Below are 14,474 nucleotides of genomic sequence, written 5' to 3'. Positions count from 1 at the left end.
ACCAATAGTTATTTATAATTTAGGTGCTTTACATTGTAAACCTTTTGAAAACTAAATGAAATGCAATAAGGATAGTAAATGACCTTGCCTATTAAGACTGTTTTCTTTATTTCTGATGGCACAGGCATTACTGCTGAAACCTTCGGTAATTCTGTACTTAGCCAGTTTTTGCATCATTATCGTTTTAAGATGGTCCGAGAACCTTTCATTAAAACAGTACCTCAAATAGAAGATATTATAAGAAGGATAGATGAGATTGCTGTAACGGATTCTCCTCCCATTATTTTCAGCACCTTAGTTCAAGAGGAAATCGTAGAAAAAATTAGAAATTCTAAAGGAATTTTCCTTGATATTTTTACCGCCTGTGTAAATACCTTAGAACTCTCGCTCAATGTTAAATCTCAACCAGCTATAGGATTATCTCATCATAATGTAGGTTCGGATGCTTATAGAAAAAGAATTGAAGCCATAAATTTCACGCTTGCACATGATGATGGTCAATTTGTGCATGGGCTTGAGCAATCTGATGTGATTCTAGTCGGAGTTTCTCGCAGCGGAAAAACTCCTACTAGTCTATATCTTGCAATGCAATATGCCCTAAGAGTCGCTAATTTTCCATTAATTCCTGAGGATTTTGAGCGAGGTCAACTTCCAAAAACCATACAACCTTATAGACATAAATTATTTGGTCTTTCTATACATCCCGATAGATTGAGTGAAATCAGAAGTGAGCGCCGCCCAAATAGCAAATATGCCTCTATTGAGCAATGTAGATATGAGGTGGCCGAAGCAGAAAGACTTCTTCGCATGGAAAATATTTCCTGGCTCTCCTCAACCACTAAATCTATTGAAGAAATCTCTACTCAGATACTTCAAATTTTGAAAATAGATCCTAAGACTATTGGCTAAGTTTCTGCCTATATTGCTCATAAAGACATACACTTGCAGCGACCCCCACATTTAGCGATTCTATTTCCGATTCCATGGGGATCATTATTGAGGTATCAACTTTAGAGCAGACCTCTTTTGAGATGCCCGCACCTTCATTGCCAAATATCCAAGCTATCTTTTTATTTAAATTCAACTTATATAGAAACTTGGCTTCCTCACTAATTAGGGTGGCAATGACTTCGTATTCATCCCTAATCTTAGGTAATTCAATAATCTCAATTAGATTCAGTCTATAAATATCTATAAATGCATGTGCCCCTTGAGCACTTCGGATCACTTTACTTGACCAGGCATTAGCACATTTGTCGTTCATTATTACTTGATGAATATTCACTGCTAGGCAGGTTCTTAAAATTGTTCCTATATTTCCTGGGTCTTGTACTCCATCAAGCATAACTATAGATTGAGTAAAATCTAAGTCATTTTTTTTACCAATAGAGTATTTAACAAGAATCATCAGACCTTGATTTGAAACGACATCACTAAGTTGCGAAAATAAGGCATCACTTACACATCGCACCTCTGATTTGAAAAATGATAGGAATTTAGAATTTTTTTCTATAAAGCTCTCAGAACAAATAATGCATTCAATAGGTTTATTGCTAGCAACCCATTGTTCATATAGATGCGGTCCCTCCAACAGAGCATATTGAGGCACCTTAGAGTTCATAATTTTTATAAGATTTTTATAAAAAGTATTATCCTTAGATTTTATTATTTCCATGAATACAAATAAAAAAAGCCTTCAAAGCGTTTTAACACAATGAAGGCAATGGGGGTAATTAAAACTTAAACTTGATGCTTAGTAATAGGATTACCGTCAAAATCAGTCCAAACTTTATTTTTATAGTCGTATAGTTTGCATGCACCAGCTGTTCTGAAATACCATCCCCATGAGAATGGTTGAATTACAATACGCTCAGGCAATATATGTTCCAATTTAGCTTGTGCAGACTTTAAGTGATATAGAGGAATAGACATATCAACGTGATGGGCAGTGTGTTCAAAAATATGATGAACTAAAGAACCCATGTTGTAGTTGAAAGTCAAGTGAACAGTAGTTGAAACAAATGGCTGTGCTGCCGCCCACTCTTTTTTATCATCATGCCAAGTGATTTTAGTGTGAGTGTGGTGAACATAAACCACAAATCCAATCATGTAAAACCACATCAATAACGGCAAGAACCAAGAGAAGAACAATAAGGTTAGTACTGACTGTCCAGTCGCATAAGCCGCCCATACAACAACACCAGCCCAAGCTAAACCAAATGCTGCACATAATAGGCTATCCCAGAAGAATATTTTTCTTTGAGTAGGCATCTCTTTTTTTGATGGAAACATCATTTTTTTCCACCAAATTTCAATTATGTAGTAGATACCAGAACCTAGACCACTTCTGTAGATTCTCTCAAGGAATTTTCTTCCAGAACTCATCTCTTTGTACTCTTCTGGAGATTTTGGCTGCCAAACAAAGTCAACATCTTTTAGATTTGTATATCCGTGATGAACAACGTTATGACCAACATCCCAAAGACTATAAGGAGATACTGAAGGCAAGAAACAAATCCTACCAAAGAAATGATTCATCTTACGACTCTTGAAGTAAGCTTGATGGCATAAATCGTGTCCAATAACAAAGATTCTACCAATCCAAAATCCAGCCAAGAGTGCGAAAATTAGCTTAGCCCACCATGCATAAAAATGCACAGTTCCAAAAAGCAAGGCACCTAAGATAACAAAATCAAGTGCAATTAAAAATAATCCCCAAGCCATATTTTTAGAGGCAAAGGGCTGAGTCCAACTGCGAATTACTTTTCTGTGAGGAAGTTGTTCATTCGGAGTTAATGGACGTGGATCTACATTAAGACCCATATCTAGAGATTTTTCAGGTGTCATATTAAAATAGTATTTAAAACCGTGTTTAAAAAATTGTTTTTATATTAACATTTAAAATTCAAACAGTGTAAGAATTTAAACGTTTCTGTAATTAATTGTGGTATTTAAGTTTTTAAAATAATGTTTTTTGAAGCATAGTTCGCACAGGATTAAAGCTTTTTCGATGAAATTTGCTAGGTCCGTACTTTTCTAATAGCTCAATATGCATTGCCGTTCCATATCCTTTGTGGAGATCAAATCGGTATTCTGGAACAATTTCGTGAAGTTGAAGAATATGAGAGTCACGGGAAGTTTTAGCTATGATAGATGCTGCTGAAACGGCGGGAACTGTTAAATCCCCTTTTATTTTTGATATAACATTTAATTTGAAATTTTTGTAATATATGGGTGCCTTGCCTTTTAATGATTTTGGAATTTGGTTCCCATCTATTATTACAGTTAATATTTCGTCCTTATATTTTGGTGGCAATGCTTCCAAAACCTCATCCAGTGCCCTATTCATGGCCAACAATGTAGCATTCAATATATTTATTTCATCAATCTCCTCTACACTACTTTGGGCAACACTGTATCGTATTGATTTTTCGTGAATTATTTGAGTTAACTGCTCTCTTTTAATTGCGGTCAATTTTTTTGAGTCAGTAAGCCCCTCGATATGTATAGAACCAAATAGGACAGCGGCTGCAAAAACATTGCCAGCAAGGGGGCCTCTTCCCGCTTCATCAATACCAATAATTAAATTATCTGACATAGGAAGCGACCACGTCAGCCACTATCTGTGGGGTATTTAAGCTTAAGGAACTATGAAGCTGCTCAAATTTTGAAACTAGTTGGGTTTCGTCGGCTGAGCCGATTTTTTCTATCATATCTAAGCAAGCATGTAATAGATTTTGTACCGTAGCATCATCTTGGAGCAGTTCTGGGATGGCAAACTCTCTCAATAATATATTCGGAAGACCAACCCAAGGAACAAGGGGCTTGGATTGCCCTGATTTCCATTCCATTATCTTCTTCATAAATGGGGTCAGCTTATAAGAGATAACCATAGGTTTTTTGTGCAAAGCAAGCTCTAAAGTTGCTGTTCCACTAGAGGCTAAAGCACAGTCAGATGCTTGCATAACAGCCCATGATGCGGGTTTGGAAGGGTCGATAGGATTTTCAGTGATTAGATGTAAATTCTTTATATTATGGTGCTCAAGTTCTTGGGTAATCAAAGATTTACATGAATCATTAACTACTGGCAGGAGAAATTTTATCTCTGGATACTTCTCTTGGATTAATGCAGCTGTACTGAAAAATAAGCCAGATAATTGCTTAATCTCAGAGAGGCGGCTGCCCGGAAGCATTGCCAAAATGATATCATTTTTATCTAATTCAAGACCCATGGCTTGTCTTGAAGCGATTTTATCAATTGATTTAGGTATCTGGTTGGCCAAGGGATGCCCAACATAAGTCACAGGAATATTTTCTTTCTCGTAAATTTCAACTTCAAAGGGAAATAATACGAGCATATGAGTGACAGATTCTTTTATTTTATAAATACGCTCATAACGCCAAGCCCAAATTGAAGGCCCTACAAAATGCAAGCTCGGGATACCATTTGCTTTTAGGTGCTTCTCAAGCCTTAAGTTGAAATCGGGTGCATCGATACCGATAAAAACATCAGGTCGATTATTAAGAAGCGTCCTTTTTAGGCCTTTATATGTTGATAATAGCGAAGGGAGTCTCTTTAGGGCGTCCACATACCCGAAAACGGTTAATAAGGACATGGGATAGAGGGATTTAAACCCCTCGGAGATCATATTTTCCCCTCCTATACCATAGGTCGATAAATTAGGGAATTTTTCATTTAGACCTCGAATAATTCTAGAGGCCAACAAATCTCCTGATGGCTCTCCTGCAACTATTGATATCGAGGTCATATTTTAAGTCTCTTTGGCAATGCCTCTGGCACTTGTCTCTAAAAATTCTATAAACATTTGAATGTACTCTTTAGCTGAAATGCTATTTTCTTTAAGTACTTCAAGTTCTTTAGTAACATCGGTGGCTAATAAGTCTTTAGAGAAAATAATTTTGTATGCTTCTTTTATGTCTTGGATTTGCTCATTTGTGAAGTCTCTTCTTCGCAATCCAACTGAATTTATTCCAACCGATTTGTATGGTTGCCCTGCACCTAAAACAAAAGGTGGAATATCTTGTCTTATTGCAGACATACCACCTGTCATAGAATGGGCTCCAATATGGATGAATTGATGAACTGCCGACATACCGCCGACAATGGCCCAATCGTTGACGTGAACATGTCCACCAAGCTGAACAGAGTTGGCTAAAATCGTGTTGTTTCCAATTTGGCAATCGTGGGCAATGTGTACGTAAGCCATAATCCAATTATTATGACCAACTCTAGTTATGCCTACATCCTGAACTGTTCCAGTATTAATGGTGACAAATTCTCTGAATGTATTTCCGTCACCTATTTGTAATTTCGTATCTTCTGCATTGTATTTTTTATCTTGAGGCATACCACCCACAGAGCAAAAACGATAGAAATTATTATTCTTTCCTATTACAGTTTGACCATCGATTACACAATGTTCCCCAATGCGTGTACCCTCTCCAATTTCAACATTTGGGTACACAACCGCATAAGCTGCTATTTCAACAGAGGGATGCAATTTTGCTCCTTCGTAAACTATAGCAGTAGGATGTATATTAGCCATTTAAGACTCCTATTCTGTTACTTTTCTAACAGCGCACATCAATTTTGCTTCAGCGACTAATTGGTCATCAACATAAGCTTTTGCGTCATACTTACACATAACTTTAGAAATGCGAATGGCATCCACCTCAAATCTTAATTGATCACCTGGAACAACTGGTTTACGAAAACGTGTCTCATCAACTCCAACTAGGTAATATATTTCTTCTTGTTTTTCAACTACACTGGAATTTGGTTTTGCAAAAGAAAATATAGCTGCACATTGAGCCATAGCTTCAATTATGAATACTCCTGGCATAACAGGCATATCAGGAAAATGGCCAGTAAAAAAAGGCTCATTAATAGTTACATTCTTAATAGCGACAATTCTTTTCGCAGGTATCATTTCGAGAACCCTATCAACTAAAAGCATAGGATACCTGTGCGGAATCCTCGACATAATTTCTTGGATATCCAATTGCATTACATTTTCATCTGACATTATTCAACCTATTATTTTTTTCAAATTTAATCTATATTTGATATTACGGTAATTTTCATATTTTTTTCAAGTTCTAAAACCCTCTTTCTTAAGTCATATAAGGATTTCAGAGTTGCTGCATTTTTTTGCCACTCTTTATGAGGCTCAATAGGATATAAGCCTGTGTACCTTCCAGGCTCTGAAATATCATTCATAACGCCAGTGCCTCCAGAAATATGAATATCATCTCCAATAGTTAAATGCCCAGAAACCATAGAAGCACCTGCAAGTGTGCATCGATCACCGATTTTTGTTGATCCTGCAACGCCAACACAAGCAGCCATGGCTACATTTTGGCCTATGTCGCAGTTATGTGCAATCATAATTAAATTATCTAATTTTGCACCTTTTCTTATAATTGTGTCTGAAAGGGCTCCCCTATCAATACAGGTATTAGAGCCTATCTCTACATCATCCTCAATGATTACAGATCCAAATTGATGAATTTTTGACCAAGCACCTTTAGTTTCAGAATTATCTGGTGCAAATCCAAAACCTTCTGAGCCTATAACGGCACCACTATGAATAGTGCATTTTGAGCCGATGGAAACGTTAGGATATATTGTTACATTAGGATAGATAACGGTTTCATAACCTATAGTAGCCCCCTTACAGATTACAGATCCTGCCCTTATTTGAACTCTATCCCCTATTTTTACATTATCCTCTACCACTACATTAGGGCCAATCACTACAGAATGGCCAAGTATTGCTTCAGTGGAAATAACCGCTGAAGGATGAACATTAGCTTCAATATGTGCATTCTCTTTGTTGTAAAACCACTGAGTTAAACGAGAATACATAAGATATGGATTCTCGCAAATGACAACTGCAAAAGGAGGCTTGCTTGGATTGATATTAGGTAATTTGTCTAAGGCTTCAAGAGCAATACTAGGCATGACAACTGCACCAGCCCTAGTGGTTGAAAGTAAATTAAAAAACTTTGGGTTAGAAAGAAAGCTTATATCCTTCTGTTGAGCAGCTTCTAAAGAAGCAATGCCCGAGATAGAGGGGTCCTCGTTTGTAAATAATTCAACACTACGAGGTAACCCCTTATCACTGATCTCAGAAATTAATTTAGTTAATTTGACGCAACTATCTTTATCGATCATTTCTTAGTTTCAAGAGCTTTTATAACTTTATCAGTAATATCCACTCTATCACTAACAGCTACTGCTTCTTGAATAATAATATCGTAATCCTCTTCGGATGCAATATCTTGAATTGCACGATTTGCTTTATCTACAATTTGAGCAAATGCGTCTTGACGTCTACGATTAAAATCTTCCTGGAATTCACGTCTTTTTCTTTGAAGATTTGTATCTAAATCAGTCAACTCTCTTTGAGCTTTAGCTCTGTCTGAGTCAGTCATGACAGGTGCGTTTTTATCGAAATTCTCATACTTAGTTCTTAAGTCATTTGCTAACTTTTGAAGTTCAGTATCTCGTTTTTTAAACTCCTCTTCAATTTTTCTTTCTGCTTCCTTAGCTGGAGCAGATTCGGAAAGAAGTTTATTTGTATTAACGAATCCAATTTTTGGCACAAATGCTTTTTGTGGAGCAACTTTCTCGGCATCAGCAGGTTTGGCAACATCTGCTGGTTTAGCTGCTGGAGCTGATTTAACTTCATTTGTTTTTGGAGCTTGAGCTTGGCCTTGAGTTTGTGCTTGTGCAAATGTAGACGTGCTTAAAGCAAGTGTTAAAGCAGAAACTGATATTAATGTATTAATTTTTAACATAATAAATCCTTAAAACTTTTAGAAAGATGCACCAATTTGGAATTGGAATCTTTGTTTTTTATCGCCTTCTTTACTCTTAAGTGGATAAGCGTATGAGATTTGAAGAGGTCCTATTGGAGACTGCCATGACAAACCTACACCTGCTGAATAACGCCATCCGCATGGGTCATCAACTACACCACCATAACTAGGGTTACCTGCAGAACACTTCATGTCCCCACCAGTAACACCAACTTTTCCGGCATCCGCAAATAAGAACCAACGTAAAGATCGGTCATTTTGAGTACCAGGGAAAGGTAAATACAACTGTATATTACCTACGATTTTAGTATTTCCGCCCAAATAGTCACCAGTTAAAACATCTCTTGGACCTAATGAGGCTCCTTCATATCCCCTAACAGAACCGATACCACCAGCAAAAACATTTTTAATTACAGGGTATTTCTTAGCTGAACCATAAGTCCTACCCCAATCAGCAGCGAGGTTAAAAGCCAAGATATAGTCTTTGCTTAATGGCAAGTAATACTGTTGTTGAGCTGAAAGTTTATAGTATTTCAAATCACCAAAAGAAGCTAAAACACTAAGACTAGTTAAATAACCCTTGGTTGGGGCTATAGCATTATCGCGGGTATCTTTTGACCATCCTAGACTAAGAGTAAAAGAATTATTTTTCTCGCCGTACTCTTTAACAAAGTCCCTATAAGCGGCTGGAATTAAGAAACCACTTTCAACAGAAGGAAGTATAGTCTCATTCCTTTCAAAACCAAGGCCCAAAAATATTCTATCGTATTCTGAAATAGGTACGCCAAAATTCATATTAAGACCTAGTCCACGAACTTGATAAGTATCTTTTTCTTGATTTACAGCATTACTATAAGGCTTATCTAAACGATAATATAAGCTTGTTGTTCGACTAATGCCGCTACTAGTCCAATAAGGATCAGTATGAACAATAGAGAGATTTCTATTAGTTTTAGCTGTGTTAAACGAAACGGCTAAATTGGTACCTGAACCAAAAATATTATCCTGACTTATACCAGCCTGAAATGATAATTTATCTGTAGAGCCATACCCAACACCAACGTTAATAAGACCAGTAGGTTTTTCTTTAACATCGATGTTTACATCCACCTGATCATCTGTACCCTGAACAGGGGCTTGAGTCATTACAACATCATTAAAATAGCCAAGTCTATTTATACGATTAACTGATAATCCCAGACGTTCAGCATCATACCATGCACCTTCGTCTTGACGAATTTCACGACGAATAACTTCATCCCTAGTCCTAGTATTTCCGCCGATATTTATACGTCTTACATACATTCTTTTGCCTGGATTAATAAAGAATGTAAGGTCAACTTCTTGAGTGCCTGATATAGGAGTAGGAATCGGATTAACCTCTGCCAAAGCATATCCAAGACTACCAAGATATAATTTAATATCATTTACAGATGCTCTTGCTTCCGAAATCTTGAAGGTTCTACCCTCTCTATTGATTACACGGTCAAGAATTTCATCATTTAAGCCCATGGTATAACCCGATAATTTAATATTACGGATCTTATAAGGTTTACCTTCGCTTACAGTGAAATTGATACCTATATCCTCAAGGTTAGGAGAAATATTAACTTGTGGCGGATCTATGCGAACATCTAAATATCCACGGTCTATATAGTAATCACGTAAAATTTCTACATCATTTGCGAGTTTTTCACGTGAAAATTTATCAGTACCCGTATACCAAGTCATAAAACCTGGAGTTGTTAAATTCATTTGGCTTCTTAATCTAGAAGACGAGATTTCAGAATTACCTACAAAATTAATATCTCGAATTTTAGATTTACGCCCTTCTTTAATCTGAAAATTTACACCTACGCGGTTATTAGGAAGTGGTGTAAATATTTGCTTAATATCTACACTGTAGTTACCCACATTAACGTATTGATTTCTAATTTCGCCAACAGCTTTATTTAAAAGTGATGGGTTAAGTGGCCTTCCTTCACCAAATCCTAAATCACTTAGACTTTGAGTGATTTGTTTTGGATCAAAAATATTCATTCCGTCGAATATAACGGATGCAATTACAGGCCTCTCAACAACATTGATATAAACAATACCGTTTTTATGAGTGACCTTAATATCCTCAAATAGGCCTGTGGAGTGCATACGTTTGATAGTATCGCTTGCAACTGCAGGGGTAAATGTTGAGTTCACCCTAGCTGGTATAAAACCAAACACAGCTATGGCTTCAGTATTTTGAAGACCTGTGACAATAATGTCTTTAACTTTAAATGGCTGGAATTGAGCATAAACACTTGAAAAAGAGGTAAGTGCTGTAAGAACAAATCCAGATAAGATAGATGCAAATTTTATTTGTTTTTTTTCTGACGAAGAGGACATAAATAATTCCAAATCTTTATAATAAATTTAACTATATATTCTAGCATTAAAGCTAATACTTATAACTAGTTAATTAGCCTTAAAATATCATTCCTAAAAGCTATAAACATCAATCCTAATAATAAAGCATATCCAACGGTAACGATTCCTCTCATAAACTTTTCTGAAAGTTCTTTACCAGTAATGCCTTCAACCGCATGAATCAACATTTGACCGCCATCAAGCCCAGGCACTGGCAATAAGTTTAGTAAACCAATACTTACGCTTATTAGGGCTATAAATTGTAAGAAATTCATAACTCCAGTCTGAACTACCTGACCTGAATATTGTGCAATAGATATAGGACCAGATAAATTAGTTATTGATAAATCTCCAGTCACCATACGACCAAGTAATTTCAATGATATATAAGCCGTAACCCAAGTCTTCCGAACAGCCTTAAAAACCGATTCTATAGGCCCATAAGAGACATCAACTGTTGGAAAATCACCTCCTAACTGAGCCCCAATTCTGCCTATAGTTCCGCCTGATTCAGATTTGACCGAATCAGGTACTATAGAAATCGTTAAATCTGTACTATTCCGCTTTACCTGTAAAGTTAAGGTTTTATTAGCTGAGGATTTAATTATTTCAATAAGCTGACGACTATCTTCAACTTCAATACCATTTACTTGCTCAATTAAATCACCCTCGAGCAAAGCAGAACGTTGAGCAGCACCATCAGGAATTATTTTTATAATTTTTGGTTTAGGAAGTTTAAGCATCAAACCTGATACACCAAAAATATCATAATTCTCAAGATTGCCTTTGGCTGGTGGAAATGTCAGAGCAATAGTTTTCTCCACCCCATCACTACTCAATAATTTTATTTCTACTCTCTCACCTAGAGTAGCTGGCCCCAAGAGCTTCTCCATAGCTTGATTCCAGCTTAATATTTCAGAACCATTTACGGACAGGATCTTATCCCCTTTTTCTACGCCTGCACTATAAGCTAAAGTATTGATATAAGGCTTAGCAAGCAAAGGAGCAGGCTCTTTAACTCCCAAAATAAAAATAAAAGTATAAATAATTATGCCAAGCAAAAAACTAAAGAAAGGACCTGCAGCATAGATAAGAAATTTCTGAAATGGAGATTTCTCTGAAATACTACTCCCTTTCTTATATTCTGGATCCTCAAATTTAGGTTCATCCAAGGGTTTAACATACCCGCCTAGAGGCCATAGCGATACAGCCCATTCCGTACCCTTAGAATCTACTTTAGATATTAAAGTTCTACCAAATCCTAAAGAAAATTTCTCAACAAACACACCGTTTGCCCGTGCCACTAAATAGTGTCCCCACTCATGGAACACTACAACAATTGAAATAGTTATTATGAAAGCAACTAAACTTATAAGCATTAATTTATTGTTAAAGAAGTCAATTCTCTGATTCTAAGGTCAAAATCGATAATATCTTCAATATTAGTTAATTTTGTTTGAGAAATAGTTTCAAGCTGTTTGGCAATGATTTTGGAAATATCCATATATTTTATTTTCCCCTTAATAAATGCATCAACAGCTATTTCGTTAGAAGTATTAAAAATTTGGCAAGCCGCATTTCCTTCTGAAAGGGCTTCATAAGCCAATTTTAAACAAGGAAATTTTCTAAAATCTGGCTCCATAAACTCTAAACCTAAAAGTTTTGAAATATCAAATTGAGCCGCATTATGGCTAATTCTATCGGGATAGGCTAAGGCATATGAAATCGGAATTCTCATATCGTGATGCCCCAACTGGGCAAGCAAGGATCCATCAATATACTCAACTAATGAATGAATAATACTTTGTGGGTGTACCAACACATTTATTTGACTAAGATTTAAATCAAATAAATATTTTGCCTCTATTACTTCAAGACCCTTATTCACCATAGTTGATGAATCTATTGTTATTTTCTTACCCATCGACCAATTAGGATGCTTAGTGGCCTCATCTAAAGTAATTGTGTCGAATGAATCTAAAGGCCTTTTAAGAAATGGTCCGCCCGAAGCAGTAATATGTATTTTTTTTAAATGGTCTATTTTTCTAAGTCTAAAAGAAGTTTCAGAAGGTGGAAGACATTGAAATATAGCATTATGTTCACTATCTACAGGTAATAGCTCTGCCCTATTTTTAACAACAGTTTTCATGAAAAGCTCACCTGCGGTAACTAAAACTTCTTTATTAGCTAAAAGAATTTTTTTGGAATGCAATGCTGCTTCATATGCACTCTTAAGCCCAGCCGCTCCAACAATTGCACATACTACTATATCTACTTCAGGCATAGAACTAGCAGTACAAAAACCTTCATCCCCGACTAAAATTTCATATTTATATTGAAGGGGTGGCAATGCCTTAAACTCATCCAATTTTTTTTGGTTTGCAACTACGATTAAACTAGGACTAAATTCTGAAGCAATTTCGTGAAGCTTAGTTATATTGTTAAACCCACTTATGGCAAAAACTTCGTATCTATCAGGATTGCTCCTGATTACATCTAAAGTACTACTACCAATAGAACCAGTGGCACCAAGTATAGATATTTTTTGCCTAGGACTGCTCATAGCCTAAATTACAAGATGAAATATAAAAACAAGAGTCATAGAGAATGACATTACTGGAATAATAGAGTCTAGCCGATCCAAAAGCCCCCCATGGCCAGGAAGAAGGGATCCAGAGTCTTTCAAATTTGCCCTTCTTTTAAGAAGTGACTCATACAAATCACCTATCACAGAAAGAACCGCAAAAAGTGCCCCAATTAATGCTAATGCAAATACACTTAACTCTTTTGATAATGAGTATGAAAATGTGCCTTCAATATAGTAGCTTACGGCCATCCATACAACCGAAGCTAAAAGACCACATATAAATCCAGAATTAGTTTTAGCTGGACTAATCATGGAATTTAATTTCTTTCCGCCAAATAATTTACCCCCAAAATAAGCAAATATATCCGTACAAAATACTGACATTAATATGCTTAATAAATACCACGACCCTCTAAATTCATATATGGTCAATGCACTAATCCAAGCACCTGTACATGCTAAAACTGCAAACACTTGATGGAAAAGTCCATTATTTGATATCTCTAATTTTGGTTGATATAAATGAATTGGAACTAAAAATAACCAGGTAAAGCTTATGAAAAATTGCAATGTCATAAGCAAAGCAAAAACACCTGTGCTCCAGGGATAAGTATTGAAAATTTTAGGATGAGTTAAAGCATGTATTATTTGATTATCTTGAAATATCAAACAGTAAAGAAATACAAATAATGCCAAGCAAAAAATAGTTAAGGACAGAGCATTAGATTTTCTATTTTTGGATGAAAATAGCATCTTTAACCATTCATATAGTCCAATACATGATATGAAAGTTAAAAAGATAGCAAAATAAAGATTGTTCTCTGTAGTAAGAACAAAAAAGAGGACTGCAAGAAATATTATCGATGTTATGGTTCTAGTAAATAACATTTTCTAAACTTGATCAGAAGTCATACCAAACCGTCTCTCCCTGGATTGAAAATCTTTGAGAGCCTCCTCAAAATCAGAAACCTTCATATCGGGCCAAAACTTATTAGTGAAATATAATTCGCTATAAGCCGTCTGCCACAAAAGAAAGTTCGAAAGCCTATATTCTCCCCCTGTCCTAATGCACAAATCTGGCTCTGGTATATCATTAAGAGCTATAAATGGGGCTAGATCTTCTTCCTTAATTGGTTCAGTATTAAATTTATAGTTATTATGTTTAATCAAATTATTTATGGCATTCAAAATATCCCATCTACCGCCATAATTCGCACAAATATTTACGCATAAAGTAGAGTTATTTTGAGTCAATTCCTCAGCTTTTTGCATAAGAGTTTGTATATCATTAGTAAATGCAGTTCGATCTCCAATAATCCTAAGGCGGATATTATTTTTATGAAGTTTTGAAACCTCATTAGTAAGCACTTTTTTAAATAGCTTCATTAATAAATTGACTTCATTTTGAGGACGACGCCAATTTTCAGAGCTAAAGGCATAAATAGTTAAATAAGATACACCAAACTTAATACAGAATTCAACAGCATTTCTAACAGACTGCACGCCCTTCACATGACCTGAAGTTCTTGGTAGATTTCTGTTTTGAGCCCATCTGCCATTGCCATCCATTATGATGGCAATGTGTTTGGGTATTCTATTTGAAGTTGGGACTTGGAGAGTAGAACTTTGATTTAACATT

Annotated in this window: 14 protein-coding genes; 1 reads left to right on the top strand and 13 read right to left on the bottom strand. The window is 35.9% G+C overall.

Annotated features, from left to right (window positions below; genetic code table 11):
* Positions 1–78 precede the first annotated feature (78 nt).
* A complete protein-coding gene (gene ppsR / locus T432_RS0100370; RefSeq protein ID WP_014111537.1) occupies positions 79–909 on the top strand; it encodes a posphoenolpyruvate synthetase regulatory kinase/phosphorylase PpsR in 831 nt (276 codons plus the stop codon).
* Here the strand turns inward: ppsR and T432_RS0100365 are convergent.
* From T432_RS0100365 to uppS, 13 genes are all read right to left on the bottom strand, one after another.
* Entirely contained in the window at positions 899–1,621 is a 723-nt protein-coding gene (locus T432_RS0100365) for a TrmH family RNA methyltransferase (RefSeq protein ID WP_248646245.1), read from the bottom strand. The two genes, ppsR and T432_RS0100365, sit on opposite strands and share 11 nt — an antisense overlap.
* Positions 1,622–1,740: 119 nt before the next feature.
* Positions 1,741–2,847, bottom strand: coding sequence for a fatty acid desaturase (locus T432_RS0100360; RefSeq protein ID WP_028883707.1), 1,107 nt, complete (start codon positions 2,845–2,847; stop codon positions 1,741–1,743).
* Between the two features lie 112 nt (positions 2,848–2,959).
* Positions 2,960–3,598 carry a ribonuclease HII gene (gene rnhB, locus T432_RS0100355; RefSeq protein WP_028883706.1) on the bottom strand — a complete coding sequence of 213 codons (639 nt, stop codon included), beginning with the start codon at positions 3,596–3,598 and terminating at the stop codon, positions 2,960–2,962.
* Entirely contained in the window at positions 3,588–4,769 is a 1,182-nt protein-coding gene (lpxB, locus tag T432_RS0100350; protein WP_028883705.1) for a lipid-A-disaccharide synthase, read from the bottom strand. The genes rnhB and lpxB overlap by 11 nt, the downstream gene beginning before the upstream one ends.
* A gap of 3 nt (positions 4,770–4,772) precedes the next feature.
* Positions 4,773–5,567: an acyl-ACP--UDP-N-acetylglucosamine O-acyltransferase gene (gene lpxA / locus T432_RS0100345; protein ID WP_028883704.1), complete on the bottom strand. Its 795-nt coding sequence runs from the start codon at positions 5,565–5,567 to the stop codon at positions 4,773–4,775.
* Between the two features lie 9 nt (positions 5,568–5,576).
* Entirely contained in the window at positions 5,577–6,029 is a 453-nt protein-coding gene (gene fabZ / locus T432_RS0100340; RefSeq protein ID WP_028883703.1) for a 3-hydroxyacyl-ACP dehydratase FabZ, read from the bottom strand.
* A gap of 44 nt (positions 6,030–6,073) precedes the next feature.
* On the bottom strand, positions 6,074–7,198 hold the full coding sequence (gene lpxD / locus T432_RS0100335; RefSeq protein WP_028883702.1) for a UDP-3-O-(3-hydroxymyristoyl)glucosamine N-acyltransferase: 1,125 nt from the start codon (positions 7,196–7,198) through the stop codon (positions 6,074–6,076).
* Positions 7,195–7,824 (bottom strand): OmpH/Skp family outer membrane protein, encoded by a 630-nt coding sequence (locus tag T432_RS0100330; protein WP_028883701.1) that lies wholly within the window; start codon positions 7,822–7,824, stop codon positions 7,195–7,197. The genes lpxD and T432_RS0100330 overlap by 4 nt, the downstream gene beginning before the upstream one ends.
* Before the next feature lie 18 nt (positions 7,825–7,842).
* Positions 7,843–10,227 carry an outer membrane protein assembly factor BamA gene (bamA, locus tag T432_RS0100325; RefSeq protein ID WP_044970974.1) on the bottom strand — a complete coding sequence of 795 codons (2,385 nt, stop codon included), beginning with the start codon at positions 10,225–10,227 and terminating at the stop codon, positions 7,843–7,845.
* 65 nt (positions 10,228–10,292) lie between these two features.
* The gene (rseP, locus tag T432_RS0100320; protein WP_028883699.1) at positions 10,293–11,627 is read right to left on the bottom strand and encodes an RIP metalloprotease RseP; all 1,335 of its coding nucleotides are present in this window, start codon (positions 11,625–11,627) and stop codon (positions 10,293–10,295) included.
* Positions 11,627–12,811 carry a 1-deoxy-D-xylulose-5-phosphate reductoisomerase gene (gene dxr, locus T432_RS0100315; RefSeq protein ID WP_028883698.1) on the bottom strand — a complete coding sequence of 395 codons (1,185 nt, stop codon included), beginning with the start codon at positions 12,809–12,811 and terminating at the stop codon, positions 11,627–11,629. Before dxr ends, rseP begins: the two co-directional genes overlap by 1 nt.
* Before the next feature lie 3 nt (positions 12,812–12,814).
* The gene (locus T432_RS0100310; RefSeq protein WP_081799283.1) at positions 12,815–13,723 is read right to left on the bottom strand and encodes a phosphatidate cytidylyltransferase; all 909 of its coding nucleotides are present in this window, start codon (positions 13,721–13,723) and stop codon (positions 12,815–12,817) included.
* Between the two features lie 3 nt (positions 13,724–13,726).
* Positions 13,727–14,473: a polyprenyl diphosphate synthase gene (gene uppS, locus T432_RS0100305; protein WP_028883696.1), complete on the bottom strand. Its 747-nt coding sequence runs from the start codon at positions 14,471–14,473 to the stop codon at positions 13,727–13,729.
* Position 14,474: the final 1 nt, after the last annotated feature.

The sequence above is a fragment of the Taylorella asinigenitalis ATCC 700933 genome (genome assembly GCF_000687755.1).
Classification (GTDB): domain Bacteria; phylum Pseudomonadota; class Gammaproteobacteria; order Burkholderiales; family Burkholderiaceae_B; genus Taylorella; species Taylorella asinigenitalis.
This window is presented reverse-complemented; position numbering and strand designations above follow the sequence as displayed.